Genomic DNA, 26650 nt, shown 5'->3' on the forward strand with positions numbered 1-26650 from the left:
GGCCAGAAAAGAATCTATAATCGGACTTGTAAACGGATTCACTAAACGTTTTAGAGGGGGATTTGCATTGAAAACAATAAAAAGAAAAAAGGCGTTTTCTATTATTCTGGCCAGTTTATTATCGGTCTCGTTAACCGCTTGTGGATCAGGAGGTACGGATTCCGGCACAGCTGCTGGCGGGGACAGCAAGAGTGGCAAAGTCACATTGGAGCTGGCAATCTCTAAAAGTTCTCAGGACTCTGCTTTCATCCAACAGGACATTCTTGATGCATTCGAAAAACAAACGAACATTCGTGTCAATTTGCAGCTGATTCCAGCGGAACAAACAACAACTGTACTGCAAACCAAACTGGCTGTAGATGAAACGCCTGACATTATTCAGTACAATCTGGCGAGCGCAGTCACAGACCTGAACCTTGAACGTAACTTCGAAATTCTGGATAACGAGCCTTGGGCGAGCAGAATTGTGAACAAAGACGTCCTCTCTTCTGGTGGTCATCTCTACAGCTTCCATGTCAGCCAAGATACGGGGATGCAAGGAGTAGTTTATAACAAACAAATCTTTGAAGAACTCGGGTTGTCGATTCCAACTAACTACGAAGAATTCCTGGCGATCTGTGAAAAAATCAAAGCAAGTGGCATTACACCTGTATTCATGCCTTACAAAGATGCCTGGGCTGCCAACATCTGGCCTGCTGCAGCTTTTGCCGATTTTGTAGCCAAAAATGAACCGACTTTTTTTGATGAGTTGAACAGCAATAAGAAAAAATGGTCTGATATCCCGGAATTCAAAACATTCCTGGAACAACAATATGAAATTTACACCAAAGGTTACACCAACACGGATGTGCTTAGCGACAGCTATGACATGGCCGTAGGTAAATTCCTGAACAAGGAAGTTGCCATGATGTTTATGGGCGATTGGTTAATCGAAGGCGTGGCCGAGCAAGATCCAAATATGGAACTGGGCGTATTCCCGATTCCATCGTCGGATAATGCCAGTCTGGGTGCAAGTCCACTGGGCGGACAACTGTTCATTCCGAAGAAATCCAAACATCTGGATGAAGCCAAACAGTTCCTGGACTATATCGCTTCCAAGGATGTCGCACAACAGATCGTCGACTCCAAAGGATACGTATCCAATTTCAGTGACGTTACTACACCGGAACTGCCAGCTTACAAACAGGATATTGTAGACAATTATATTACGCCGAAGAAAACCGTGCTGACAACGGATGCATACATGCTGGTTGATCGCAGCGAACTGTACCGATTATTGCAGGATCAATTTGCAGGCGGATTGTCACCGGAAGAAGTACTGAAATCCTGGGATGAGAAGTTCAGTCAGCTGATGCAGGATAAAGGTGTAGAAGGTTTCTAAAGAGTGAAATATAAGGCAGCATAACAGGATCGACCGTTATGCTGCCTGGCTATAACGGAGTGTGAGACATGAAAAGGACTAAAAATCTGTACTCGTATTACATGATATTTCCCGCACTGATTATCTACTCCATCTTTTTCGTTGTGCCTGCTCTCGCCGCTTTCTATTATTCATTCACGGATTGGCGGCTGGATCGGCTGGAGCTGAAGTTCATCGGGTGGGATAATTTCGAGAAAATTTTCTCGGACAAAACGCTTATTCTGGCGCTGAAAAACACGGCAATATTTGCAATCGTCACCGTCGTTGGCAAAAATGTCATCGGTCTATTGCTGGCCGTAGGACTTAACATGCGACTAAGAACAAAGAACCTGCTGCGCGCGATCTTCTACTCCCCTTCCATACTCAGCATTCTTGTGATCAGCATTCTGTTCACTCCCATGTTGCGTACCGAAGGTACAATCAACAATTTGTTGGAATCTGTAGGATTACATTCGTTAAGCCAAGCTTGGCTTACTAACCCATCGATTGTGATCTGGACGATTGCCATCGTCTCGATCTGGCAGAGTGCCGGGTTCCAGATGGCCATCTATCTGGCGGGCCTGCAGTCCATTTCTCAAGAGTATTACGAGGCAGCCAAGATTGATGGCGCAAGTTCGTGGAGAAGTTTTTTCAAAATCACACTACCACTCTTGCTGCCCGCGATTAACATTAACCTGATGCTGACATTGATCGGTGGACTCAAAGTATTCTCCGAAGTATATGTCATGACCGGTGGTGGCCCGGGTAACGCTTCCCAGGTCGTAGGTACGATCATTCTGCGATCTTTCGGCGAAGGCAACTGGGGACTTGGTACCGCGGTCAACACACTTCTCTTCGTGGTCGTTACCATTATTGCTATACCGCTATTGATCTTCATGCGGCGTAAGGAGGTTACGGAATAACATGGGCTATACACGCAAACTCGCCATCCGCAACTATATCGTGGAAGGTTTCCTGATCCTGGCCTCTCTTATCGTTCTGTTGCCGCTTGTCATTCTGATCTTTGGTTCATTCAAAACCAGCGCCGAAGTGCTTAGCTTCTCCCTGAGCTTCCCGGAAACATGGCAGTTCTCGAACTATGTTCGTGTCTTCCAGGAAGGCGGTCTGTCGCGAGCGTTCTTCAACAGCATTTTGATTACTGGTGTATCTTCCATTATTAATATCGTTGCCTCTTCGGCAGCGGCATTCATTCTGGCACGTCGGGAAACCAAACTATCCGGCACGATCTACATGTATTTCTTCATGGGACTGATTGCACCAATGTCGATTATTACGACCATACGGGTTGTACAGGGATTGGGATTCTACGGCAGCATCACAAGTGTTATCCTGATCTACGCCGCGTTAAATACAGCCTTCAGTGTATTCTTGTATAGTGGATTCATCAAAACCATTCCACGAGCGCTGGACGAAGTGGCATTTCTGGAAGGAGCAAGTGTGTTCGGGGTGTTCTTCCGCATCGTCACACCGCTCATCCTGCCCGTTAACGCAACGGTAGCCATCATGGTGTTCATGTCCGTCTGGAATGACATCACGATTCCTGTGTACTTCCTGACAGACAGTTCCACATGGACGATGCCACTGTCGATCTACAATTTCTACGGCAAATATAGCCGGGACTGGAACCTGATCTTCGCCAATCTCGTGCTTACTTCCCTGCCTGTATTCATCCTTTATCTATTTGGGCAAAAATATATCGTCAGCGGCCTTACTGCCGGTGCAGTTAAAGGTTAAACCTTATATTCTCACGGTTCTCAAGGAATAGAATTGGAGTATTCATGACGTACTCAACCCCCACCAGATCTGGTGGGGGTTGTTTTATTTATAGCAAGAAAATGTATCTACACCTCTCTATTTTTGAAACAATTGCGGGTAAAGGGCAGCAACACCACCAGCAAGACCCTGTTGTACATTCCGACTGGTATCATCAGCAATAATTTCGTAGAGATCCGATTCGATGGAATCTATTGCAATTTTGGCAATATCCGTTGGGCTCGTTTTTGGTGCGTCGATACCTGCCGTCATATCCGTATCCATGAACGCCACGTGCAATCCGGCAACGCTAACGTTCTTAGGGGCTAATTCCAGACGTAATGCATTCGTAATTCCCCACTGAGCGGATTTTGCAGCTGAATATGCTCCTGAGTTACCAAGGCTGAGCCAAGATAGAGCGGACAGGATATTCAGTATCGAACCGCCCCATTCTTCTCTATTATCGGTGCAAACGCACGAATCATTGAAAGCGTACCGAATACATGTGTATTGAACTCCAAGTGAATATCGTTCAGCTCACCTGTGAGCAGAGAAGCACCCGTAGCGGAACCAGCATTATTGATTAGAAGGGTTACATCACTAGCTACCTCAGCTGCAGCCATGACAGATTGTGGATCAGTAATATCGAGTTGCAGTGGAATAGCCCCTGGCAGATCAATGGATTCAGGGTTTCGCGCGCCAGCATACACTTTGGTTCCCCTCGCCAGCAATTCAAGAGCAAGTTCCTTGCCCAACCCTCGATTAGCCCCACTTACAATAGCAACTTGTTTGGAAATATTCATTTATTATTACTCCCTCTCATTGAGAATTTATATGTTTTCGAGCTGTTATGGGAATGATCATTCTCATAACTCCCAATATCAATCTATCACATTGGGAACGATCAGTAAAGAATAACTTTTATGATTCATATCTTCATAAAAAAAGATGCCCGATAACCTTTGAAAAAAGGCTCCGAGCATCTTTCTTTGGTCCTTCATTGAGAATGGATTTACATATGGATTATGATTTTATGTCATATAGATTCGCAGGTAACGCCTGCACAAATGGTGACCAGTCACTCACAGTATATAGATGAAGTCGGTGCATGGCCCGTGTGCATGCCGTATACAGAAGCTTACGATCATATTCCTGGCTGTAAGCAACGGGTGAAGCATCATAGACCAGGACAGCATCGAACTCAACGCCTTTCGCGAGGTACACAGGAATAACCATGATTCCTTTTTCGAAAATCTGTGTGTCCTTTGTTATGAGCTGTAACCCTTCGCCGCCTTGACTTTGCAACCTTTCATAGGCGTCACGGCTTTCAGCCGCGGTCTTCGTAATCACAGCGATGGAATCAAACCCCTCAGCCTTAAGCGAGGCGATGTCTGCGAGAATCTGCGCACCACGCATCTTTTCGTCCTTCACTCTTGTTAAAAGAGGCTTCTGATCTCCCCTTTCAAACGGTCTGATCTCTTCTCCCCCTGGTAGCATGCATTTCGTGAATTCAACAATCTCTCTGGTTGAACGATAACTGCGTACCAGCCGGATCAATGTAGTTTCGCCTTCTCCGTAAAGGTGAACCAGTGGCGAGTTGGATGCTGCCAAATCCGTAGCCTGCATAAAAATCGCCTGCCCGAAATCCCCCAGCACCGTCATGCGGGCACGAGGAAACAGTTTCTTGAGATATTCGTATTGAAACGCTGAATAATCCTGGCCTTCATCGACAAAGACATAACGAATCTCTGTGTTCGTCCGGACGCCTTCGATCATCTCTTTTACATATAAATACGGAGTAGCATCTTCATGGAAAAGCTTGTTCTGAAGGATCATGGCCTTGGTCTGTTTACAAATCTCAGGCCAGTGCTGTGGGGGGGGTGCCCCATTCGTTTGTTTCCGATAAGCGGCTTCATCTACAAATAGTTGTTCGTATATCCCTTTCACATCCACGAACTGGAATTTCCGCACACTCTTTCTTAAAGGTTTAAACATGTCTTTCACCAGTTTCTGACGAAGCAACTCCTCTTCCCGCACTCCAAAGTTAAAGGCACCCTCATCTTGCTCTGCGCTGTTATTACCGTTATCTCGAGCTGCGTATTTTTCCGCCACATCGAACACAGGCTTTTCTTTGTGCAGCATGCGGAAAGCTTCCACATACTCATCCGTGTCCAGATAATTCAATTCCTCCTGAACCCAGTCTGCTTCCCGTTCCAGACGTTCCAGCGAAACAAGTTCTCTCAGCAACCATTCCTGCAAAAGAAGAATACGGTTGGACAAGGTAAGATTTTGATCCAAACTGTAAAATTGAGTCTTAATTCGGTCCGCAGTGATGAATTCACGTCCCCGAAATTGAATGCCGTTGAACCGCATGCCCTCCCGCCCCAGCCACTTACCGTAGTTTTGGAGCACTTGCAGGAATGTCTCGGAAGCTTTGTACTTAATCGCCTCCAGACGAGCTTCATAACGCGGATCTTCTTGGGCTGTCAGCACATATTCAATCTGATCAAAGGCATCCTCTGGTCGTATGGAGGAATCCAGCCAATAATTCAGATATTCCTGGAAAGTGGTCTGCTGCATGTTCTCTTCGCCAAGTTCCGGAAGCACGGTGGAAATATAACTGGTAAACATCGGATTCGGCGAGAAAAGTACAATTTGATCTGCTTTGACGGTCTGGCGGTGTTTATATAGTAAGTAGGCCACTCGCTGTAATGCAGCGGACGTCTTGCCACTGCCAGCTGCCCCTTGAACGATAAGCATTCGGCTTCGGTCATCACGGATAATGGCGTTTTGTTCCTTTTGGATTGTTGCTACAATGCTCTTCATTTGTGAGTCTGCACCCTTGGCGAGCACTTGCTGCAACAGTTCGTCACCAATCGTCTCAGTTGAATCAAACATGCTCTGAAGCTGCCCATGTTGAATCTGGAATTGACGCTTGAGCTCCATCTTTCCGTCGATTCGTCCTGAAGGTGTGTCATAACTTGCTGGCCCGGGAGAGTGATCATAGTACAGACTCGCAATTGGCGTACGCCAGTCATAGATTAGAAAGTTCAATCCATCTTCATCCATGAAGGATGATACACCGATGTAGATCTGTTCAGTCAATGTCATCCCTTTTTCCTTATAGTCGAAACGGCCAAAATACGGCGTTGGAAGCAGTCTCTTTGTATTTTTCCATTGTTGTGTTAACAGCTTGTGCCCGCGCTCCCTCTCCGCCAACACTCTTGACTGCTGATTAATGGTATAGAATGCATCTTCAAAATCCGTGTACGAACCCGTATTAATCGTTACTTCTTCCCAGAACCGTTTACGAATTTCGGCAGCCTGTTCATGCAGTCCGGCAACCTTCGGTTCTAACTCGTCGAGTCGTGCCTGAAGCTTGTTCCTCACCTGCACTAGTCTTTCCTCTTCCAACTTCCATTCGTTTGTTTTATCCATGAATAAGTCCACTCCCTTTTCCATTTATTAGGACCCAAAAAAGAGCATTGACAAATCGGAATGTCGGATGTAAAATTAAATTAGGAGAAATAATGATTCACCCTTTACATTCAATATAAATGTCAAGTGCGCTATAGATTATATCATGGCTTTTTTTCACGTTCAATGCTTTTTTTGTTCTGTCTGAGTTGAACAATAATTTATATTAAAATAGATGTCCCTCGAGCTACACTGGGGGCATCTTTTTTTTGTGTCTTGGGCATGGTTCATACCCTGAATGCGCTGTAAGCTATACACCCCTTTATAAATTCGATAAAATGAACGAAACATGAAACATGAGTTGATGCTTTTGGGAGGGATACATAAATATGAATATAGAACCTGTGGAGGACCGGTGTCCTGTTGAGTTTGCAGTCAATATGATTGGTGGGAAATGGAAGTTATTAATTATAAATCGTCTCATCCGCCATTCAACAATTCGATTCAATGAATTACAGAAAATGCTTGACCCCATTACGCATCGCACGTTAACCAGGCAATTACGAGAACTTGAAGAAGCTGGTTTGATAAACCGTGTTACCCACCCTGTAGTTCCGCCTAAAGTCGAATATTCCCTTACAGAAAAAGGACAAAGCCTGACTTCTATCTTGTTTCAGCTAGGTGATTGGGGATCGAAATATATGTAAAACGCCTTCCCATAGTATCCTAAGGGATACTCTATATCATTAATGTGCGTACTTACGCTCCTATTCTAAATCCGTTATGCTGAGGTCATTGCTGAGTGTTAACTCATTCATTCCAATCACATATTGAAAGGAAGTTATTGACCACTATGACACAGAATGATCGATTTTTAGTATATGGGGCATCGGGCTCCCAAGGCGGCGCTGTCGCTCAATTACTCGTTCAACACGGTTGTGAAGTTCGCACGATTACTCGAAATGAGGCAACAGCCAAAACACTAAAGGAACAAAACATTGAAGCTTTCATCGGGGATCTATCAGATGTGGAACAGCTTCATACGGCGCATGAAGGTGTAAGTAAAGTATTCCTGAACCTGCCGGTGGAGTTCAACCCGGATAAGATCAGACAATATACCAAAAATGCAATTGATGCTGCTATACAGGCAAACGTTAAATTGATTGTAGTTAACACGGGTACCTATGTTCCTGACCCTATCACCCATTCCAAAGGAATTGAATTGAAACGTGAAGTTATCCATGAATTGCAGCAAAGTGGTCTTCCATATATCATTGTGGAACCCATTGTATACTTGGAAAACTTCCTGATTCCCGGAATACTGAACAATGGCGTTTTGGCCTACCCGGTACCAGCAGACAAGCCGATCTCCTGGATTAGCTTAAACGATGCAGCTCAATTCCACTATTATGCCTTGACTCATTCGGAATTGGCAGGAAGCATTATCCCTGCACCCGGATTAGAAGCCCTGACAGGTGCACAATTAGCGGAACAATTCAGTGCTGTATTAGGTGAAAAGATCAGCTTCATGTCTCTACCTTTTGATCATTTTGAAGCAGCGATTCAGCCTTTGTTGGGAAGTGAGACAGCAGCAGGTCTTAAAGGATTGTACCAATGGATTGATGGGCATACAGATCTTCTTCCACGGTTTCAAGAGTTGGATGATAACATCAAAGCCAATCTTAAATTAACCAAAATAAGCGATTGGATTCATCAAACAATGATTAAACAATAGTTTTCATTGGAAATCCCCTCTCGCTGCTATTCATGAACGAGCCCTTTGAATCTCCAACGGAGAAACGAGTGGCTTGTTCTTTTTATATGAGAACCTCAATAGACTCAACTGATTCAAATTCAGAGATTCTGATAGGATTAGGCAAAAGTTTGATAGAAATGTGGTACAGGTTATTCCATTCGATATGACATAATAATGTGTATATAGATCACCGTACAGGTGGCAATAATAAACATTAGAAAGGATTTGAACATGATATGGAATATACAAAACTTGGTAACACAGGCTTGGACGTATCTCGATTTTGCCTGGGATGTATGGGATTTGGGGATGCCAGTAAATGGGTTCATGAATGGGTACTGAATGAAGAAAATTCTCGCCCTGTGATCAAAAAAGCACTGGATCTAGGCATTAATTTCTTCGATACAGCGAATATATATTCCCTGGGTACGAGCGAGGAGTATCTTGGTCGGGCGTTAAAAGATTATGCAAATCGCGATGAGGTTGTCATTGCTACCAAAGTACACGGACAAATGCATCAAGGACCCAACGGTTCTGGCCTTTCCAGAAAAGCCATCCTGAGTGAGATTGATAAAAGCCTGAAACGATTGGAAACCGATTATGTAGATCTCTATATCATTCATCGTTGGGACTACAATACGCCTATTGAAGAAACCATGGAAACCTTACACGATGTGGTGAAGTCCGGTAAAGTAAGATATATTGGGGCTTCAGCCATGTTCGCTTGGCAGTTCCAAAAAGCATTACATGTAGCAGAGAAAAATGGTTGGAGCAAGTTTGTCTCCATGCAAAACCACTTGAACCTCATCTACCGTGAAGAGGAACGTGAAATGTTGCCTTTATGCAAGGAAGAGAAGATTGGTGTAACTCCCTATAGTCCTCTTGCTTCAGGCAGATTAACCCGTGACTGGTCCGTATCGACACTCCGATCAGAGACAGACAAAATTCAGAAATCCAAGTACAATGCGACAAGTGATGCGGATCGGCTTGTTGTTGAACGAGTTGCATCCATTGCAGAAAAATACGGTGTCCCTCGCACACACATTGCACTTTCGTGGTTGCTGCAAAAAGACACTGTAGCGGCACCAATTATCGGTGCCACCAAAATATCGCATCTGGAAGATGCGGTAGGTGCTCTTTCTGTTAAGTTGACCTCAGAAGACGTCTCATTCCTTGAAGAGCCCTATGTACCTCACCCTGTAGTAGGTGCTCAATAATCGCTTTAGTTTAAAATATAGAAGACCTCCTCTTTCCGTATCTGGAAGTTGGGGGTCTTCTTTTTATATCGCGATTTATTTGCGCCAGAATATTGAACATTCTGCCTTATCCGCTATATTAAACTCAATCATTCGCTCAAGTAAAGAAAAATCAATCTCCTGTTTCCACTTCATCCGCACCAACTCTTTGGTGTGATCATACCCCGCCTGAGTGATCTCTTCCGAAAAACGATTAATTCCTGCCTTCTCGGGAGCAACAGCCAAATGTTGCTTGGATACACTAAAGCCAATGATAAAGGTATCATGGTCGGTAAACATAGGTTGATTCCAGGCTATTTTTTGCTTTAAATTCGGGAATTTTTCAGTGACCCAGTTCAAAACTTCTTCCGTTCGTGCCTGGTGTTCCGGGTTATCGATGCGTGCTATAAATTCTGCAAAGGTCTCCATTGGTTTCCCCCTATAACAAGAAATCTACTACTTATATTGTCCAATTCAATCTTATTCTATCATGAATATCAAATTCAAAAACCCTTATCTGCCGATAACTTAACAAAAAATGAGCAGCCTGTTAGACTTTAGATATTTTCCTTTATCCAAGAACGCAACTTATCCGCATAGAGAGCGCGTTCATCTGGATCGGATTGAGAACCATTTGACAGATACAGTTGATCATTCACGTATCTAGGGTAAACATGCAGATGATAATGCCACACGTCTTGATTGCCAGCGAGTTCATTATGTTGCCGTGTCGAAATCCCATCACATCCATATGTACTTTTCATTGCAAATGCTGTAAGCTGAGCCGCGTGGTGAATTTCAACAGCGTATTCGGCGGGGAGTTCAAAGATGTTCTCGAAATGTTGATTCGGAACAATAAGGACATGTCCTTTATTGTTTGGCCACCATTTGCCTGCTATAAATGCCGTTACCTTTTCATTCTGATAGATGATATCCCTTTGTTTTGTTCCCTGATCAGGTCGCTCGATACCCCAAATACGACAAAATGGACATTCGTACCCTTCAGGCTGATGTGAAAATGATACTGTCATCTTTCTCCTTACACTCCTTTCATATTTTTCTAACTAGTTACTAGTTATTAGACGCCGTTACCTTCTGTTCGTTGCGATGAGATAGCGGGTTATAGAACGATCAGCAATTAACAAACTGAAAAGCAAAAAGCAGCTGACCTTGGCGGCAGCTGCTTTCTTCTATCTTTAACTATCACTATTGCACAGTTCACACTTACATAGTGCTGATATCAATAACAAAGCGATATTTCACGTCGGAAGCCAATACACGTTTGTAAGCTTCGTCAATCTGGTCAGCGGAGATAACCTCAATGTTAGGCGCAATATCATGTTCTGCACAGAAATCAAGCATTTCCTGCGTCTCACGGATACCACCGATCATGGAACCTGCGAATGAACGGCGATGACCGATAAGAGAAAATACGTTAACAGCTAGAGGCTCTGCAGGAGCACCCACGTTCACGAGTGTACCATCCAGCGTGAGCAGGGAGAAATAAGCGTTAATATCAATATTTGCACTTACCGTGTTAATCATCAGATCAAATGTGCCTGCAAGTTTCTCGAATGTTTCCGGTTCGCTTGTGGCAAAGTAGTGATCTGCACCAAATTGCAGTCCATCTTCTTTTTTGCTCAAGGATTGGGAGAGTACCGTTACTTCGGCACCCATCGCATGCGCAATTTTGACAGCCATATGACCAAGGCCACCCATACCTACAACGGCAACTTTTTTACCTGGGCCAGCTCCCCAGTGATGAAGTGGTGAATACGTCGTAATAACCGGCACACAGCAAAGGTGCAGCAGCATCAAGTGCAATGTTATCAGGGATGCGAACGACGAAATCCTCTACGACAACAATATGAGTTGAATATCCACCTTGCGTAGGCTCACCGTATTTGTCTACTCCAGCGTAAGTTTGAATATTTCCTTTGAGACAGTATTGCTCTTCACCTTTGCGACAGTTAACACATTCACCACAAGAGTCCACCATACATCCGACCCCTACTCGGTCACCGACCTTATATTTGGAGACTCCAGTTCCTACATCGGTTACAATCCCGGCAATCTCGTGTCCAGGAACGAGTGGATAATTCACAGGGCCCCATTCACCGTGGGCAGTATGGATGTCAGAATGGCAGATACCGGCATATTTAATCTCGATTAATACATCATTGGTATCCAGATCACGTCGTTTGATTTCAGCACTTCTGAATTGTTGGTCTGGTCCGTCAACGGCTCTGGCTTTAGCTATAATCAATGGTATAACCTCCTAGTAATTTAAAGTTCAAAATAATCTTACCCCCTCTAGTTAACTCTAGGTCAAATGTTTATCTTATTTTCTTATCTCCAACGTACTTTGACATCCAGTAATCCAACATGTTAGAATTCACTCGGATCATCCTAGAGTTAACTCGAAGTCTACCCCTAGTAGAAAGGAATTTTATGAAAATGACCTATTCAATCGGTGAAGTTGCCAAAAAATTAGACCTTACGGTATATACATTGCGTTACTACGACAAGGAAGGACTCATGCCTTTTGTGGAACGTACCACGAGTGGAACACGTTTGTTCAAAGACTCCGACATTGACTTTTTAAAGATCATCCAATGTCTGAAGCTGACCGGCATGCCTATTAAAGACATTAAGGACTTTATTGAATGGTGCTCTGAAGGGGACTCCTCGCTGAAGCAAAGATATGACATGTTTACGGAGCGAAAAGCTATTGTGGAAGCACAAATGGAGGAACTAAGAAGAACCATGGAAGTCATCGAGCACAAACGCTCCTACTACGAAACAGCTTTGAAGGCTGGGACCGAAGAGATTCATAAAATTAAACCGATGGAAAATGCCATCACCAATTGATGGTCATGCTTTCTATTTTCTAAAATTAGCGCACAAAAAAAGTAGCTTGAAGTCCTCTAACGGATTTCAAGCTACTTTTTTGGGTATGTCTCTACTCATCATTTTTCCAAAAGTTTCATCGTTACATGGATAATACGGTTTAATTTTTCCTTATCCGTCGAGGTTCTTGCCATGGCTCTGATGCCGACAGAAATATTGTGCAGGTACTCTGCCATTTCCTTCGCATCATGATCAGAGGAGAATTCTCCCTCCCGCTGCCCCCATTGAATGAGTTGCTCAAACATCTGCTCTGCTTCATTAAATGAATCAAGAGATCGCGTATCCACGTCCGGATCGCGTGTGCCTAGCTCCACGGCGGAGTTCACGATCAAACAACCCGATGGTGTCTCCTCTGCTTCAGTGATCATAACATCAAAAATTTTATGCAGTGCTTCCACTGCCGTCTTGGATGCCTTGATTTCTGCAAGTAATGTGGTGCTGACCTTACCTCTGTAACGATCCATTGCCTGCAAAAACAGCGAATGTTTGTCGTCAAATGTATCATATATACTTCTGCGATGAATTCCCATATGCTCAACCAGGTCACTCATCGACGTTTTCTCGTAACCTTGTTCCCAGAAGATCTTCATTGCTTTATCCAATACTTCGTTCACTTCAAACTCTTTACTTCTAGCCATTCGACTTCCCTCCCAAAATTAATCTAACACATCGGGAACGATCAGTAAATAAAAGACGCAAATACCCTTTTCATTCTCATTTTATCATGTATTAGCTGAACCGTAAGTGTATATCTTCTGTACTTGTTGTATATCATGACCTGTGTACTTGTGATTATGTAACCAGCAATCAGAATGTCTTATCCATTCACATCAAATGTTTGCCTATTCCTATCCGTTTTCTACCGCCTTCGGTCAATATACGATAGAATGTGATTATTATGTTGTGAGGAAAAAAGGAGAACTTTGCATGTCTGATCAAATACACGAACAACAAAACGAATTAGCCACACTCATTGACCGTTTTTCTGACAAGGACGGGGTGCATCCTACGGCTATCCCCTCATTATTTTTAATCCGCGAATCCGTTGTCACTGAACCTATATTTAGAGTAAATGAACCATCCTTCTGCATTATCGTTCAGGGTGAGAAAGAGGTCCTGCTGGGACAGGATCGTTTCCGGTATGGTCCAGGAAGTTATATCGTGGCAACCGTTGACTTGCCGGTTAGTGGACAAGTGATTCAAGCCTCGTCTGAGGCTCCCTATCTGGCCCTGAAACTTGAATTCACACCCAGTGAGATTCTGGAGGTATTGAACCATTCCGATTTCCCAGCAAGACCGCGAAAAACGACGAGACGTGCGATGTTTGTCAGCCAAGCTGAGCCGTCTCTGCTGGATGCGGTCGTCAGGTTAGCCCGTTTGTTAGAAGATCATTCGGAAGATATCCCACTACTCGCTCCTTTGTTCAAAAAGGAAATTCTCTATAAAGTTCTGAAAGGTCCACATGGGATTGCTCTGGAACAAGCTACCATGGAGGGCAGCCATACCTACCGAATCAGAGACGTTATTGAATATATTATGAATCATTCTGATCAGAATTTTCGGGTTGAGGAATTGGCGGATTTAGCAAATATGAGCACTGCCTCACTGCACAGACACTTTAAAGAAGTGACTGCCATGAGCCCGATTCAGTTTCAAAAACAACTGAGGCTGCAAGAAGCTCGCCGCTTGTTATTATCCAAGTCCACCGATGCAGCAGATGTAGCATTTCAGGTAGGTTATGAGAGCCCTTCCCAATTCAGTCGTGAATACTCTCGCATGTTCGGATTCCCACCCAGAGAAGACATTAAACGCCTGCGAGGTAAAACCGATGAGACGACTACCATCTCTTGACTGGTTACTGGCTAATATCGTTCCTCTACCTTGTCTAGTTTAATCCCAAAAAGGACTCCTTCTGTTTTGTCAGTCGGAGTCCTTCCCTAAGCAAGGATTAATGAAGATCATTCAATCGTTAAATCATTAATACATTAAAAACCAGTTGTATATTGTTTTGGAACGTCCGTTGTCTTGCGCAAAGCAGACGCAGCTTCCAAGGCCCAGTAAGGATTTCTTAACAGCCCTCTTCCGACTGCAACGAGATCAGCTTCTTCATTTCCGATGACTGCATTCGCCAATTTCGGGTCGTCCAGCCTTCCAACAGCAATCACAGGCACATCAAGAGCTTCTTTGATTGCTTTAGAGAGAGGTACTTGATAAGCTGCGTGAGTTCCTGGTCTGCCCGATGCACCAATAGGTCCCTCTCCACCAGATGAGATATCAAAGACGTCAACGCCTGCCTCTTGATAAGCCTTGGCAAACTCTGAACTTTCGTTAATGCCATAGCCACCTTCAACGTATTCTTTGGCTGAAATACGCATCATCAAGGGCATATCCTCGGGCATCTCTGCCTTTGCAGCCTGAATGATCTCCCGGCCGAATAACGTTAAATCTTGACCATATTTGTCTTCTCGCTTGTTTGTTAGTGGAGAATGGAACTGATGAATCAGATATCCATGTGCGCCATGAAGCTCAATCGCATCAAAACCAGCTTTCACAGCACGAGCTACAGCACTCCGGAATTTTTCAACCATTCCTTTTACTTCGTCCGTTGTAAGCGCTCGAGGTTGCTTGGAATTCTCATCAAAGGCGATCGCGGACGGAGCAACTGGAACCTCAGCATCTTCTGCTTTGCGGCCTGCATGAGCAATCTGAATGCCAACCTTGGCACCATAACTGTGACACGCATCTACGATCCGCTTCAGAGCTGGGATCTGTTCATCTGACCATAACCCAAGATCATAATCTGAGATCCGGCCATCCGGCTCCACATCTGTCATTTCAATGATAATGAGGCCTGTTCCTCCCACGGCACGACTAACGTAGTGCATATAATGCCAATCGGTTGCAATACCATCTTTTTGCTCAACTGAATATTGGCACATTGGAGCCATTACGACACGGTTTTTAAGCTCTAGGCTTTTAAAAGAATATGAACTAAACAAATCTGTCATCAAAATAAAACTCCCCTTTTCATGAATCACGTGTAATAAAAATGCATGCGCAAGCATCGAATCAATACCTACGCTTAATAATTCCGTATGATTAAGAACTCGCATGTATCTTTTAGTTCATTTACTTCATTACATAAACACATTCAAATCCATGCTTTCGCAAAATACGAACAGCCTTTTTGGATTGAAGCATACCAGGTGACATTATAATTACGTTATCTTCTCGAAGAAGGTATTTTTCCCATGTGAAAGCTAGGCGCCCCAATGAGATGTTAATCGTATCCGGAGTAGGATTAGCCATATAATCCGTCGCATCTCGAATATCGATCACTTTATACTGCCGAAAATCACGCTCTTGTCTGAGAAATACTTGGTAATCTATATATTCAAGATTGCGCAGTGGCCAAAATTGACGTACAACGATGAAGATACCTAATATGAAGGTCAAAAGCATCAACATAATCATTGTATAGCCCTCTCTTAACTCATCAGATATCGTCGAAAATTTTGTTTTGGATCAAAGTCTATTCAATGCCTCAGATATTACATTCTCGCCAGTGATTAGATCAAATGAACGCTTGTAGGTATTCTTCTCACTCAAACTGGCCAAAATCACATGACGACGAATACCTTCATGTTCAATACCTCCTTTATACATGAATCACCGCATCCACATTAAATTCATGCGCATGCATTTAATTTAATGGATATATTAATGAGTGTCAAGTCTTCTTATAGGGTAAATGACTACATTACCCTATATTCACCCTAGTCTTAGAACAATTCTTTAGTGAGGTTCTCTAATCGAGTCTCAAATCCATCCTGTTCCAATTCAGTTTGCAAGACCTGATTAAACGTTTGGAGTGCTTTCTTGTATTTATTCTCTCCAAGCTCCGTAATACGAGTATAAATGCCACGCCGGTCATCTTCACATGCATGTCTTTCCAGAGCCCCACAGTCTTTGGCTTCCATCCTAACGACGAGCCTGGAAGTAGCACTTTGGCTCAACCCCACCAGATCTTGAAGTTGCTGTAGGCGTAATTCCTTACCCTCCGCATTATATATGAAGTTTAACACATAAAATTCCTTCAAAGATAAGTCATATTGTTGAAGCAGAGCTTGTTCCAGCTTCTCGTTCAGATGGGTATGAATGTTAGAGAAAGCCAACCAAACATTCAAACGTTCACTCTTTTGCTGCAATCTAGATCACCCCACTTGATATTTAATGTTCATCAGCTCTTATCCTATTGTATCAAGCTTAATTACATTGGTCAAAATCCATCCAAGATCGACGTATATAACATTCTAATCTCATAAGAAGAGCATTTCCCCGTCTTGTAACGACGTTTGGAAATGCTCCAGTATTACCATTTATCCAGTAATCTTACTTTGCGGTAAGCAGGCTATCGGAAATAAATTGCAGCTGACCTTCCAACGTTAACGGATCGTTGTACGAGTCTGAAGTCGGATCAAGCTGGAACACATGATTTGCCTTCACCGCAGGCAAGTTCTTCCATAATGTATTGTCATATACGATCTTGGGATCGGTTTTATCTCCCGACCACGGGCTGGTGAAGATGATATCACCTGCATACTCTGGTAATAGTTCCATGGAGATTGAAGCCCATCCAGTTCCGCTGTCAATCGCTTCAGCTTGGGCCTTGGCTGGTGCCTTGAGATCAAACTCCCCGTAAATAATTTCACCGCCTCGACCATAGTTATGACCAAATACGAATAATCCTTTGGCGTATGGATTCAGTATGGAAATGGTGCGATCGCCTACAGCTTCCTGAACCTTGGGCTTCAGTTCATTGATCTTCGCTTCCCATTTAGCATTCCAAGCTTTAGCAGCGTCTTCTCTATTAGTGAGCTTACCCATTTCAAGCATTAGATCCTTGAAATTGCGCTTACCATATGCAATCTGTACAACAGGCGCAATCTGCTCCAGCTTGTCGATGCCCTCTGTTCCAGTGTATACGATAATTAGGTCAGGTTTTAAACTAATTAGTTTCTCTGGTGTAGGCTCTTGACCCAGATCACTGGTACCCGCTGCTGCAAGTTGATCCTTGATATATTTGTTGTTCATCGCTCCTGACAAAGCGCCGACTACCGGTGCATCCAGAGCAACAAAGTACCCTGTCGAAAATGATGTCAAATCAATAATGCGCTTAGGATTCTTGGGTACCTGTACTTCGCCTGCATCCGATTGATATGTAACAAGTTCCTCTTCGGCAGTTGCCGTTGATTCATTGGAAGAAGCTGAATCCGAGTTCGTCTTGGTTTCTGTCTCCGCAGCTGCATTCGTGCTGTCCCCGGTTGTACTATTGGTCGTGGCAGACTGACCACATGCACTAAGTACAATCAGCAAGATAAGTGCCATCATGATCCATATTGATTTTATCTGTTTACGCAAAATAAACCCACCTTTTCGTTGATATTGATAATCGTTATCAACGATATCATGCTCTACAGGATTTGACAAGCTATGTTTATTTCCCTCTCTCTATGAACTCTAACTTGCAAGTCACCAACTTAAACAGCTATCATCAATAGAGTAGACAAGTCACATTTATAAAATAGAGAGATCATTGGAAAGCAATGAAACGTATTCAAGGAGGACAACATGGAAGAGATTATATTGTGGTTAAAGTATTTGTTTTTAGGTATTGTTCAAGGTGCAACGGAGCCGATTCCCGTCTCCTCAAGCGGTCATCTGATCATCGCCCAGAAACTAATGGGCATCAAGCAGAATGGATTGTCATTTGAGATTTTAACTAACACAGCATCACTTATCGCTATTATTTTTATTTTCCGGGAAGATATCAAAAAGTTGATTATTGGTGCATTAGGTTACCTGCGTACTCGTAAAAGAAGAATATAGAGCTGACTTCATGTTTTGCTTATACATAATTATTGGTACGATCCCTGCTGCTGTCGTTGCGGTCCTGTTCAAGGACCGAATTGAAGAAATTTTCTCGTCCGTATATACCGTTTCCATCGCGCTATTAATCACCGGGGTTGCCTTGTGGCTTATTCGTAATCTTCGTGGTCGCAAGCAAGACGGTGATCTGTCTACGAAAGATGCATTGTTGGTAGGTTTGGCTCAGGCGGTCGCTCTTATTCCGGGCATTAGCCGCTCAGGCGCAACTGTAATTGCGTCCATCGCTGTCGGCATGAAACAGGAAACAGCTTTGAAGTTCTCCTTTATGCTGTACATTCCCATAAGCATTGGTGGACTCATCATGGGGGTATCCGACATCGCCAATGATCCGAATCGATCACAACTGGCGATCCCTTATCTGATCGCATTCATCACGACACTCTTCGTCACGTATTTCTCCATGAGATGGTTTATGGGCATTATGGCCAAAGGCAACCTGAAATACTTTTCGTATTATTGTTTTGCCGCAGGTACATTGTTACTGATCTTCTTATAAAAAATAGTCGACACACCAAAAGGAACAACCAGCGATGGTTGTTCCTTTGTTGTATAGTGACAGAACCTTAATGACCTATAGCAAGAGCTAGACGGTCAGACGCGTAGCCTTGTTGCTTCTGTTAACCAGCTCTGTTGCCGCGTACATGACACTGAACAGAATCAGCAGGATCAGGGGTACCATTGACATTCCCCATTGGCTGGCTATAAGTCCCATACCTAACGGGATGATTGTTGAACCTGTATAGGCACTGGCCATTTCAAGTCCAATTACACTTGGGGATGCCTTCTCACCGAAGCGTTCCGGTGTCGCATGAACAATACTCGGATAGATCGGTGCTCCGCCCAATCCCACGATAAATAAAGCCCCTGCGGCAACCCAGTAAGGAATCGGCATAACCAGGATAACCAATCCGAAGCATCCAACGATCCCACCATATCTGATGAGATTTTTGCTGGATACATGAGTCGAAAGAAAACCTGAGATTACACGTCCCAAGATAATGCCAATGAAAAATAGAGAGGATAGTGCTGCGGCAGTACCTGGAGAAACTCCTTTGCTAACAATGAAGAAAGAAGCCATCCACAGACCGGCAGCAGTTTCGGAACCATTGTAACAGAGCATCGCAAGCATCGACATTTTCACGCCGGGGATACGTATGGCCTCACGGTTGCTTACGCGTTTCTTCTCATCGCCTGAACCCTCTACTCTTCCCTTCTCAAAAATCTTCCATAGAGACAACGTTGATAATAAGACCACCACGATCCCAAGCAAAATCAACCCCACAGTAACGTATCCTGCACGCCAGTTGTTTGCTTGATTCAGCCAATATGCCATAACGAGTGGGCCTGTCACTGCGCCAATTCCCCAGAAACAATGCAACCAGTTCATATGCTTGGCCTTGAAATGCAATGCTACATAATTACTTAGTGCCGCATCCACCGAACCTGCACCTAAGCCGAGAGGGATCGCCAGAATCAGTAAAAACACAAAATTCTCAGAGAATGAGAATCCCAACAGCGCGATCGTTGTTGAGAGGATACTGAATAACGTGACTTTACCCGTTCCGAACCGGTGTAACAATCGACTGGCGGACAGACTGGACACTACTGTACTAAATGAAATGATTAGCGATATGTAGCCAGCCATTTCTGTTGTCGCATGTATATCGTTTTTCATAACGGACCAGGCACTGCCAAGTAAAGCATCAGGTAATCCCAGCCCTATAAATGCGAGATAAATAATGATTAACAATAACGTGACCATCTGGGTGTCTCTCCTCAGTTTGTTTAATTTCTGATTCGCTTTGAACCACCCATATAATAATATTGATATTTTTATCTGTAATCTTCCTATATTTTGACTCGTTATATCAGTATTCTGATATATTCCTGTTATCCTATATCACTGGTTCAAAATAGGAATTTCTCCAAGCAAATTCTTCAAGTTAATGGCATCCCACGGCATATGCTCAGTTATTCCTAATCCAACTACATCTGTTTCTTCAGACAGTTCTTTGATCAGATGAAGCAAGTGAGGTATTTGCATGGTTCCCGCTGGTGAAAACACATAAGGTTCCCCTGGTTTGGCGAATAACAATGAACGGAACATGTGGGGATCAAGCACATCCAGATCAAGATGAATTGCCAGGTGTTTGAACCCAGTCTCTTTAATCCACTTCTTAATCAAATCCATGCCATGGGTTAATTCTTCAGTTCCAGCCGTTCGGATACCCAATCTTTGAATCACTTCGGTTTCTTTTTCCGTGGGGGTCGTCAATCCGGCCATGAAGACATGTTCAGGCTTCAAGGGGACACACACATGTTTGGCAAACTCCGGATCTCCTTCCCCAAGAAGGTTCCCAAGCGGTAAAGTATGACCGTTGTCATAGCCCTCGTATCTAACCAAATCACCATGTGCATCAATCCATATCAAACCAAGTTCTCCGCCATAACGTTCATTTAAATAAGCAAATGGGGCTTGTTCAACCAAACAGTCACCGCCAAACATGACAATGCGATCAGGCTGGTGAGCTTGAATAATATACTGGGCAGCCTGCAATTGCTGAAGTAGCTGTGCCCTGCCTTTTATCCCGTTCTCGCTTACCAGAGATGTTCCATCATAAGCCTCAACAGGAACATGAATGAGAGGTTGATTATTGTCAGGTGCAAGCCATGCAAGCAGCTCCGCTCCAAATCCACCTTGCCATTGTGGCATAAGCAGACGTATTGTTTTTTGAGTCATCGTAAATCTCCTTTACTTCAAAGTAAGGTTAGTATAAACTGAGCCCAAACAAATAAATAGTACGGTCTTTTATGATAGGTACTACCCGGAAGGATAGTGTAAATGATGAGTATGGCTGAATACCACGGTAAAGTTAAAAACATTCAAGATACCCCTTTTGGATATACGTTGTCTGTCATTGGTGGCAAATGGAAAATGGTGATTATGTATCTTCTGGCTGATAACCAGCCTGTTCGTTTCAATGAACTAAAAAGACAGATTGGCGCCATCACGTATAAAACATTGAGTTCACAGCTTAAAGAATTGGAAGCAGATGGTATGGTGGAGCGGAAAGAATATCCCCAAGTCCCTCCTAAAGTCGAGTACCGTCTGACAGCCAAAGCTGAAACGTTATTGCCCGTTTTGGAAGGACTATGCGAATGGGGTGTCCAACATCAAGAACCTCCGATCAATAATAGCGCAACGGATTGAACGCTTTTGTCTATATTTTCAGATGAGATAATTGGAGTAAATGAAGTATGTTAAAATGCAAAAAGTCGCCAATCGGCGACTTTTTTTACTTTTATCTTGTGTTCCTCTGTCCGTTCAGCAAATAAAAGCTGTGATTCGTAGAATTATACTTTTTCGTGTACCAGATCTTTCTGGTAGGCCAACACTCTGTCCCAATTGCCACTGAAAACAGGAATTCGATAATACCCTACACGCTCATACAGCGCTGCAGCTTCTGGTTGCAAGGGACCTGTTTGCAGTTTCAGATTGGTATAACCAAGTTCGTTCGCAAGACGCTCTGCCTCGGCCAATATAGCCTGGGCAATCCCTTTACGGCGGTAACCACTGCGTGTATACATGCGTTTAACTTCTACAGATGTATCATCAAGGGGTCTAAGTGCTCCGCAACCGACCGGATACCCGTCGATCCTAGCAACGATAAAAGCCGCACGTGGCACCTCAACGTCTGATAGTTGAAATCCCGCCGTTCCATCACCGCCATATAACAAACCGAGTTCTTCACTCAGTTCCTTGATCAATAACAGCGAATCCTCGCTCCGAATATCTTCAGCTGCTGCATGCACGATATGTGTCATCCCACATACCCCCTTTATCTTATTGGACTTATTGGTTTTGATGATATATCTAAATTATCATTCCCAACAGCTAGCGTCAATTCTCCCATTCATTGAATATTTCTATAAGTACACCCTATAAGTACCCGAACGTATCTTTTTGCAGTCTTTATTCGTTTACATAAGAAATATAACAAGCAACAATGTATATGAATTTCAACTCTCGGAGGTCTGATATTATGGAAATTTCAAAGGGAATAGCGATGCTTCAGCTTGATTTTGAGGGGAATTTGATTCACCCTGTTCTGTTATGGGATGAAGAAATAGTTGTGTTAATTGATACCGGATTCCCTGGACAATATGACGATTTGCGTATCGCACTCGAAAAGATTGGTGTGCCGATCAGCCAACTTAAAGCAGTGATTTTGACACATCAGGATGTGGACCATATAGGCTGTCTTCCCGAGATTTTGAAAGAGTGTGGCTCACAAGTCAAGATATATGCGCATGAGCTGGATAAACCGTACATTGAGGGACAGCTCCCTCTTCTCAAAGACGGTCACCTTGAGCATCCTCCAAAGGGAAAAGTGGATGAAACGGTTACTGATGGTCAGGAACTGCCGTTTTGCGGTGGAATTCGCGTTATTCATACACCTGGTCATACGCCAGGTCATATCAGTCTATATTTGATGGGCAGCAAGACGCTCATCGCCGGAGATTCAATGTATAGTGTAGACGGCATGCTTGGAGGCATTCATGAACCTACTACACTGGATATCGAAACGGCTCGTTGCTCCTTAAAGAAGTATATGGAACTCGACATTACATCTGTGGTTTGTTATCACGGAGGACTAACTCATAGGAATGTAAATGAACAGATCTCAGGGCTATAAAATGAACTAACGAATATTTACACTGGACACTCCGATGACAGAACAACCTTCCGATTGCTGTTATCCCCAGATTTTTTTGATTCTTTTTATAAAGGGTAAATCCGAGCATAGCGTATGCTTCCGATGTAGCTTTCTTGCAGAAAGCTTGTAGGCGAATGCTCCGCTTCTTCAGATTCTTTCTGTCCTCTTCGTTATGTGTAAATGTTTAGTTCAATTTATATAGTTAAGGGTTTATTGTTTGGCAAACTGTAAAATTGCTGTAGCCGCACGAATTCGCAGCTCTTCTTCTTCACTGTGTAACGCTTCTCTCAGCACATGAAGAGCTGTTTGAATCGTGGCTTCATCTACTCCTGTTGAGAGAGAGTTGGTTGCTTCGGCTGTTATACTGACTGCAAGACCTCGATCCAGCTGTGCTTGTGATATGGGATACTCAAATTTCGCAAGGATGGATGAGTCTTTTTGCAGTGCCTGCACTTTGTCATTCAGCTCAGCGAGAGGAATACGACCCAACCATGTAACTCCGCGACGGTGACAGATCAAGTCGTTTTCTGTGCCAGCGGAATCGTCGTAATAATAATCCCCGATATCCCCAACATACGTCCATTCATCATCGCTAATTAATACATAATCTCCATCCTGCATGAGGTTAACAAACATATGTAGTGTCGCGAGTGTGCTCGCCAATTCTGCTTCATCCAAGGGATAGTGTTGAACCAACTGTTCCTTCCATAACCCCGGGGGCGTTTGCTCCAGATCCCCTGTACCTGACCAAGCAATACCAATATAATTGTCTTCCAAAAAGGATGTTACTCTATTGATTCCATGCACGGTCGACTGGATATGATACAGATTCATGCGTACCGCCTTCCTTTCTTTCAATCATTCGTATGAACATAGTTAACCATTGTAACATTAGTGGGGTCTATTTCAAACGTAATGACTTCTTCAAGTTCTATACTTCATGCTGAACACACCTTTGGATATAGCCTCAGGCTATAACTAGGTATAATTTAATGGAATTACATTATAACTCCGAATCTGTGATAAATTTTGTGTAACATAAAAGCAGAGGGGTTTTATACGATGACTAAAAGTAGTGTATTGGGATATCCGCGTATTGGTGCTGATCGGGAATGGAAGAAAGCGTTGGAAGCGTTCTGGGCAGGCAAGCTGGAGGAAACAGCATTTCACGCACGTTTGCAGGAGATTCGCATAGATCATTTGCGCAAACAACAAGCAAAAGGCATCGACATCATTCCGGTGAATGACTTTAGCTATTATGATCATATCCTGGATACGGCCGTGATGTTTGGCATTATTCCTAAACGTTTTGCTTATGATGGTGGTTCCGTTCCATTGTCCGTATATTACGGCATTGCCCGGGGAACGAAAGATGCTGCAGCAAGCGAAATGACAAAATGGTTTAACACCAACTATCACTACATAGTACCTGAACTGGACGGGGCTTCCCCAACTCTGACGGAGAACAAGCCACTTCTCGCTTATCGTGAAGCAAAAGAAAAACTCGGCATTGAAGGCAAGCCGGTTATCGTTGGACCGTTAACCTTCCTGAAGCTCTCCAAAGGCTATGATAAATCCGAGACAGACGCTTGGTTGGACCGCTTGCTTCCACTCTATACTCAATTGCTTCAGGAACTTGCAAGTGAAGGCGTTCAGTGGGTGCAGGTCGACGAACCTATTCTGGTAACCAAATTAAGCGATGAAGACGTACAGCGTCTGAATAAAATATATAAAACATTTGCAGCAGCCGTTCCAGGCCTGAATATCATGCTGCAAACGTACTTTGAATCTGTCGAAAACTACAACGATATTGTTGCACTGCCAGTTCAAGGTGTAGGACTTGATTTTGTACACGGACTCTCTGGTAACACACAATCTATTCGGACATCCGGTTTCCCGGCAGACAAAGTGCTCGGTGCAGGTATTATTGATGGACGTGGGATCTGGAAAGCTTCCCTTCAAGCAAAACTGAACTTGCTGAATGAACTGACTGAGTTCGTGACACCTGAACGTATCATCGTGCAATCATCTTGCAGCCTGCTGCATGTGCCAGTTACGACAGACCGTGAGGCAAAACTTACATCCGAACTGAAGAATGCACTCGCATTTGCAGATGAAAAGCTGGATGAGATTGTTCTTTTGACTACAGCCTTATCTTCACCAAGTGCAGAGATTACCGCTAAAATTAACGAAGCAGAGCTTCCTCTTCAGGCGCTTCAACAATCCGAAGATCGGAACCGTACCGCTGTACAGAAAGCCGTTGCTTCCATCAGTGTTCAACAGCCAGAGCGCTCCCGTCCTTTTGCAGAGCGTCATGAAGCCCAACAGGCCAAATGGCAATTGCCACTCTTCCCGACAACAACGATTGGTAGTTTCCCACAATCTGCTGAAGTCAGAAAAGCACGTCAGTTGTGGCGCAAGGGTGAGTTGAACAACGAACAGTATGCTGCCTTCATCCGGGAGCAGATTGATATCTGGATTAAGATTCAAGAAGAGATCGGAATTGACGTATTGGTACATGGTGAGTTTGAGCGTACCGACATGGTTGAATTCTTTGGCGAGAAACTTGCCGGTTTTGCCTTTACACAGTTTGGATGGGTACAATCATATGGTTCACGTTGCGTGAAGCCACCTATTATCTTCGGTGATGTTGCATTTACGGGTGAAATGACAGTGGAAGAAACGAAATATGCTCAATCGCAGACAGAGCGTCCTGTCAAAGGCATGCTGACTGGCCCGATTACCATCATGAACTGGTCATTCGTACGCGAAGACATTGCTCGTGAGCAGATTGCCTATCAATTGGCGTATGCGTTGAGACAGGAAGTCGAAGCACTTGAACAGGCAGGCATTGGTATGATTCAGGTTGACGAGCCGGCTGTTCGTGAAGGGCTTCCGTTGAAAGAAAATGAACAAGCGGATTACCTGGCTTGGGCAGTTAAAGCGTTCCGTATCTCCACGTGCACGGTGCATGAAACGACTCAAATCCATACGCATATGTGCTATTGCGAATTCCATGACATGATTGATTCCATTGAAGCTATGGACGCGGATGTTATCTCCATTGAGACATCCCGTAGTCACGGTGAACTGATTCATAGTTTTGAAGAAAATACGTATGAGCTCGGTATCGGTCTTGGCGTATATGATATCCATAGTCCACGGGTTCCAAGTGTGGATGAAATGAGCAGCATGATTGAACGCGCTCTGCGTGTTCTTGATCCGAAGCTGTTCTGGATTAACCCGGACTGCGGATTGAAAACCCGTGGACAGGAAGAAACGGTTGCTTCCCTGCGTAACATGGTTGACGCAACCAGAATCGCTCGTACCAATCACGCTTCAGCTGCTGTATTGTAATCGGCTGCGAAGCAGCATAACTTCAAAAGTAAAGCCGGACACCCCTTCGTTAAACGGGTGTCCGGCTTTTTATGCTTTTATTATTGTAGTTACTTTTAACGTACATTCATTTCACTTGTAACATGGCGACCTTTAG

General features: G+C 43.8%; 25 protein-coding genes and 3 pseudogenes. 12 read left to right on the forward strand and 16 right to left on the reverse strand.

The features are described 5' to 3' along the window. Positions 1-67 precede the first annotated feature (67 nt). The 3 genes from QF041_RS06025 (at position 68) to QF041_RS06035 (ending at position 3154) form a co-directional block, all read left to right on the forward strand. Positions 68-1381: an ABC transporter substrate-binding protein gene (locus tag QF041_RS06025; protein WP_091016368.1), complete on the forward strand. Its 1314-nt coding sequence runs from the start codon at positions 68-70 to the stop codon at positions 1379-1381. A 68-nt stretch (positions 1382-1449) separates the two neighbouring features. After that, positions 1450-2322 carry a carbohydrate ABC transporter permease gene (locus tag QF041_RS06030; RefSeq protein WP_062834362.1) on the forward strand — a complete coding sequence of 291 codons (873 nt, stop codon included), beginning with the start codon at positions 1450-1452 and terminating at the stop codon, positions 2320-2322. A gap of 1 nt (position 2323) precedes the next feature. Next, positions 2324-3154, forward strand: a complete 831-nt coding sequence (locus tag QF041_RS06035) for a carbohydrate ABC transporter permease (RefSeq protein ID WP_017688542.1) — start codon at positions 2324-2326, stop codon at positions 3152-3154. A 117-nt stretch (positions 3155-3271) separates the two neighbouring features. Here QF041_RS06035 and QF041_RS06040 read toward each other — a convergent pair whose 3' ends face one another. The 3 genes and pseudogenes from QF041_RS06040 to helD all read right to left on the reverse strand — a co-directional run bounded on the left by QF041_RS06040 (position 3272) and on the right by helD (position 6610). After that, the gene (locus QF041_RS06040; protein WP_307417095.1) at positions 3272-3457 is read right to left on the reverse strand and encodes a Rossmann-fold NAD(P)-binding domain-containing protein; all 186 of its coding nucleotides are present in this window, start codon (positions 3455-3457) and stop codon (positions 3272-3274) included. Between the two features lie 21 nt (positions 3458-3478). Next, positions 3479-3975 (reverse strand): annotated as a pseudogene (locus tag QF041_RS06045) (SDR family NAD(P)-dependent oxidoreductase); the annotation flags it as partial. 220 nt (positions 3976-4195) lie between these two features. Next, positions 4196-6610, reverse strand: a complete 2415-nt coding sequence (gene helD / locus QF041_RS06050) for an RNA polymerase recycling motor HelD (RefSeq protein ID WP_307412889.1) — start codon at positions 6608-6610, stop codon at positions 4196-4198. Positions 6611-6978: 368 nt separating this feature from the next. Here helD and QF041_RS06055 point away from each other — a divergent pair, with 368 nt between their 5' ends. From QF041_RS06055 to QF041_RS06065, 3 genes are all read left to right on the forward strand, one after another. Continuing rightward, complete coding sequence (locus QF041_RS06055; RefSeq protein ID WP_307412891.1) at positions 6979-7296, forward strand: winged helix-turn-helix transcriptional regulator; 318 nt, start codon at positions 6979-6981, stop codon at positions 7294-7296. Positions 7297-7442: 146 nt separating this feature from the next. Beyond that, complete coding sequence (locus QF041_RS06060) at positions 7443-8324, forward strand: SDR family oxidoreductase (protein WP_307412893.1); 882 nt, start codon at positions 7443-7445, stop codon at positions 8322-8324. Positions 8325-8581: 257 nt separating this feature from the next. Further along, complete coding sequence (locus tag QF041_RS06065; RefSeq protein ID WP_307412895.1) at positions 8582-9562, forward strand: aldo/keto reductase; 981 nt, start codon at positions 8582-8584, stop codon at positions 9560-9562. Positions 9563-9637: 75 nt separating this feature from the next. On the opposite strand, the gene QF041_RS06070 is transcribed toward QF041_RS06065, so the two are convergent. From QF041_RS06070 to QF041_RS06080, 3 genes and pseudogenes are all read right to left on the reverse strand, one after another. Beyond that, positions 9638-10009 carry an iron chaperone gene (locus tag QF041_RS06070; RefSeq protein WP_307412897.1) on the reverse strand — a complete coding sequence of 124 codons (372 nt, stop codon included), beginning with the start codon at positions 10007-10009 and terminating at the stop codon, positions 9638-9640. Between the two features lie 128 nt (positions 10010-10137). Next, complete coding sequence (locus tag QF041_RS06075) at positions 10138-10611, reverse strand: HIT family protein (RefSeq protein ID WP_307412899.1); 474 nt, start codon at positions 10609-10611, stop codon at positions 10138-10140. A gap of 193 nt (positions 10612-10804) precedes the next feature. Next, positions 10805-11846: pseudogene (locus QF041_RS06080) on the reverse strand (NAD(P)-dependent alcohol dehydrogenase). 191 nt (positions 11847-12037) lie between these two features. Here QF041_RS06080 and QF041_RS06085 point away from each other — a divergent pair. Continuing rightward, the gene (locus tag QF041_RS06085; protein ID WP_339783952.1) at positions 12038-12451 is read left to right on the forward strand and encodes a MerR family transcriptional regulator; all 414 of its coding nucleotides are present in this window, start codon (positions 12038-12040) and stop codon (positions 12449-12451) included. Between the two features lie 98 nt (positions 12452-12549). Here QF041_RS06085 and QF041_RS06090 read toward each other — a convergent pair whose 3' ends face one another. Next, complete coding sequence (locus tag QF041_RS06090) at positions 12550-13128, reverse strand: TetR/AcrR family transcriptional regulator (protein WP_307412903.1); 579 nt, start codon at positions 13126-13128, stop codon at positions 12550-12552. 289 nt (positions 13129-13417) lie between these two features. Here QF041_RS06090 and QF041_RS06095 point away from each other — a divergent pair, with 289 nt between their 5' ends. Next, positions 13418-14341, forward strand: a complete 924-nt coding sequence (locus QF041_RS06095) for an AraC family transcriptional regulator (RefSeq protein WP_307412905.1) — start codon at positions 13418-13420, stop codon at positions 14339-14341. Positions 14342-14475: 134 nt separating this feature from the next. Here the strand turns inward: QF041_RS06095 and QF041_RS06100 are convergent, their stop codons facing one another. From QF041_RS06100 to QF041_RS06120, 5 genes are all read right to left on the reverse strand, one after another. Next, entirely contained in the window at positions 14476-15498 is a 1023-nt protein-coding gene (locus QF041_RS06100) for an NADH:flavin oxidoreductase/NADH oxidase (RefSeq protein WP_307412906.1), read from the reverse strand. Between the two features lie 121 nt (positions 15499-15619). Beyond that, positions 15620-15964, reverse strand: a complete 345-nt coding sequence (locus QF041_RS06105) for a rhodanese-like domain-containing protein (protein WP_307412907.1) — start codon at positions 15962-15964, stop codon at positions 15620-15622. Positions 15965-16015: 51 nt separating this feature from the next. Beyond that, entirely contained in the window at positions 16016-16156 is a 141-nt protein-coding gene (locus QF041_RS06110) for a hypothetical protein (protein ID WP_307412908.1), read from the reverse strand. 116 nt (positions 16157-16272) lie between these two features. Beyond that, a complete protein-coding gene (locus tag QF041_RS06115; protein ID WP_091016387.1) occupies positions 16273-16698 on the reverse strand; it encodes a MarR family winged helix-turn-helix transcriptional regulator in 426 nt (141 codons plus the stop codon). A 184-nt stretch (positions 16699-16882) separates the two neighbouring features. After that, on the reverse strand, positions 16883-17911 hold the full coding sequence (locus QF041_RS06120) for an ABC transporter substrate-binding protein (RefSeq protein WP_307412910.1): 1029 nt from the start codon (positions 17909-17911) through the stop codon (positions 16883-16885). Between the two features lie 210 nt (positions 17912-18121). Between QF041_RS06120 and QF041_RS06125 the strand changes: the two are divergent. Next, positions 18122-18935, forward strand: a pseudogene (locus QF041_RS06125) (undecaprenyl-diphosphate phosphatase). Between the two features lie 87 nt (positions 18936-19022). Here the strand turns inward: QF041_RS06125 and QF041_RS06130 are convergent. After that, positions 19023-20201 (reverse strand): MFS transporter, encoded by a 1179-nt coding sequence (locus tag QF041_RS06130; RefSeq protein WP_307412911.1) that lies wholly within the window; start codon positions 20199-20201, stop codon positions 19023-19025. 138 nt (positions 20202-20339) lie between these two features. Continuing rightward, positions 20340-21179 carry an arginase family protein gene (locus tag QF041_RS06135; protein WP_307412912.1) on the reverse strand — a complete coding sequence of 280 codons (840 nt, stop codon included), beginning with the start codon at positions 21177-21179 and terminating at the stop codon, positions 20340-20342. A 105-nt stretch (positions 21180-21284) separates the two neighbouring features. On the opposite strand from QF041_RS06135, the gene QF041_RS06140 reads away from it, so the two are divergent. After that, complete coding sequence (locus QF041_RS06140; protein WP_307416908.1) at positions 21285-21650, forward strand: winged helix-turn-helix transcriptional regulator; 366 nt, start codon at positions 21285-21287, stop codon at positions 21648-21650. 143 nt (positions 21651-21793) lie between these two features. Here QF041_RS06140 and QF041_RS06145 read toward each other — a convergent pair whose 3' ends face one another. After that, positions 21794-22264, reverse strand: coding sequence for a GNAT family N-acetyltransferase (locus tag QF041_RS06145; protein ID WP_074095010.1), 471 nt, complete (start codon positions 22262-22264; stop codon positions 21794-21796). 218 nt (positions 22265-22482) lie between these two features. Here QF041_RS06145 and QF041_RS06150 point away from each other — a divergent pair, with 218 nt between their 5' ends. Continuing rightward, the gene (locus QF041_RS06150; protein WP_307412914.1) at positions 22483-23136 is read left to right on the forward strand and encodes an MBL fold metallo-hydrolase; all 654 of its coding nucleotides are present in this window, start codon (positions 22483-22485) and stop codon (positions 23134-23136) included. Positions 23137-23367: 231 nt separating this feature from the next. On the opposite strand, the gene QF041_RS06155 is transcribed toward QF041_RS06150, so the two are convergent. Beyond that, positions 23368-23991, reverse strand: a complete 624-nt coding sequence (locus tag QF041_RS06155) for a hypothetical protein (RefSeq protein ID WP_307412916.1) — start codon at positions 23989-23991, stop codon at positions 23368-23370. A 228-nt stretch (positions 23992-24219) separates the two neighbouring features. Here QF041_RS06155 and metE point away from each other — a divergent pair, with 228 nt between their 5' ends. Then, a complete protein-coding gene (gene metE, locus QF041_RS06160) occupies positions 24220-26514 on the forward strand; it encodes a 5-methyltetrahydropteroyltriglutamate--homocysteine S-methyltransferase (RefSeq protein WP_307412917.1) in 2295 nt (764 codons plus the stop codon). The last annotated feature ends 136 nt before the right edge of the window (positions 26515-26650 follow it).

This window comes from Paenibacillus sp. W2I17 (genome assembly GCF_030815985.1).
Classification (GTDB): domain Bacteria; phylum Bacillota; class Bacilli; order Paenibacillales; family Paenibacillaceae; genus Paenibacillus.

Excerpts from the sequence above, each read along its gene's own strand:
- QF041_RS06100 (WP_307412906.1), bottom strand. The coding sequence starts at position 15,498 with ATGACAGATTTGTTTAGTTCATATTCTTTTAAAAGCCTAGAGCTTAAA.
- QF041_RS06130 (WP_307412911.1), bottom strand. The coding sequence starts at position 20,201 with ATGGTCACGTTATTGTTAATCATTATTTATCTCGCATTTATAGGGCTG.
- helD (WP_307412889.1), bottom strand. The coding sequence starts at position 6,610 with ATGGATAAAACAAACGAATGGAAGTTGGAAGAGGAAAGACTAGTGCAG.
- QF041_RS06060 (WP_307412893.1), top strand. The coding sequence starts at position 7,443 with ATGACACAGAATGATCGATTTTTAGTATATGGGGCATCGGGCTCCCAA.
- QF041_RS06075 (WP_307412899.1), bottom strand. The coding sequence starts at position 10,611 with ATGACAGTATCATTTTCACATCAGCCTGAAGGGTACGAATGTCCATTT.
- QF041_RS06065 (WP_307412895.1), top strand. The coding sequence starts at position 8,582 with ATGGAATATACAAAACTTGGTAACACAGGCTTGGACGTATCTCGATTT.
- QF041_RS06155 (WP_307412916.1), bottom strand. The coding sequence starts at position 23,991 with ATGAATCTGTATCATATCCAGTCGACCGTGCATGGAATCAATAGAGTA.
- QF041_RS06035 (WP_017688542.1), top strand. The coding sequence starts at position 2,324 with ATGGGCTATACACGCAAACTCGCCATCCGCAACTATATCGTGGAAGGT.
- QF041_RS06095 (WP_307412905.1), top strand. The coding sequence starts at position 13,418 with ATGTCTGATCAAATACACGAACAACAAAACGAATTAGCCACACTCATT.
- QF041_RS06150 (WP_307412914.1), top strand. The coding sequence starts at position 22,483 with ATGGAAATTTCAAAGGGAATAGCGATGCTTCAGCTTGATTTTGAGGGG.
- QF041_RS06085 (WP_339783952.1), top strand. The coding sequence starts at position 12,038 with ATGACCTATTCAATCGGTGAAGTTGCCAAAAAATTAGACCTTACGGTA.
- QF041_RS06070 (WP_307412897.1), bottom strand. The coding sequence starts at position 10,009 with ATGGAGACCTTTGCAGAATTTATAGCACGCATCGATAACCCGGAACAC.
- QF041_RS06135 (WP_307412912.1), bottom strand. The coding sequence starts at position 21,179 with ATGACTCAAAAAACAATACGTCTGCTTATGCCACAATGGCAAGGTGGA.
- QF041_RS06030 (WP_062834362.1), top strand. The coding sequence starts at position 1,450 with ATGAAAAGGACTAAAAATCTGTACTCGTATTACATGATATTTCCCGCA.
- QF041_RS06110 (WP_307412908.1), bottom strand. The coding sequence starts at position 16,156 with ATGTATAAAGGAGGTATTGAACATGAAGGTATTCGTCGTCATGTGATT.
- metE (WP_307412917.1), top strand. The coding sequence starts at position 24,220 with ATGACTAAAAGTAGTGTATTGGGATATCCGCGTATTGGTGCTGATCGG.
- QF041_RS06145 (WP_074095010.1), bottom strand. The coding sequence starts at position 22,264 with ATGACACATATCGTGCATGCAGCAGCTGAAGATATTCGGAGCGAGGAT.
- QF041_RS06040 (WP_307417095.1), bottom strand. The coding sequence starts at position 3,457 with ATGGATACGGATATGACGGCAGGTATCGACGCACCAAAAACGAGCCCA.
- QF041_RS06090 (WP_307412903.1), bottom strand. The coding sequence starts at position 13,128 with ATGGCTAGAAGTAAAGAGTTTGAAGTGAACGAAGTATTGGATAAAGCA.
- QF041_RS06105 (WP_307412907.1), bottom strand. The coding sequence starts at position 15,964 with ATGATTATGTTGATGCTTTTGACCTTCATATTAGGTATCTTCATCGTT.
- QF041_RS06055 (WP_307412891.1), top strand. The coding sequence starts at position 6,979 with ATGAATATAGAACCTGTGGAGGACCGGTGTCCTGTTGAGTTTGCAGTC.
- QF041_RS06140 (WP_307416908.1), top strand. The coding sequence starts at position 21,285 with ATGAGTATGGCTGAATACCACGGTAAAGTTAAAAACATTCAAGATACC.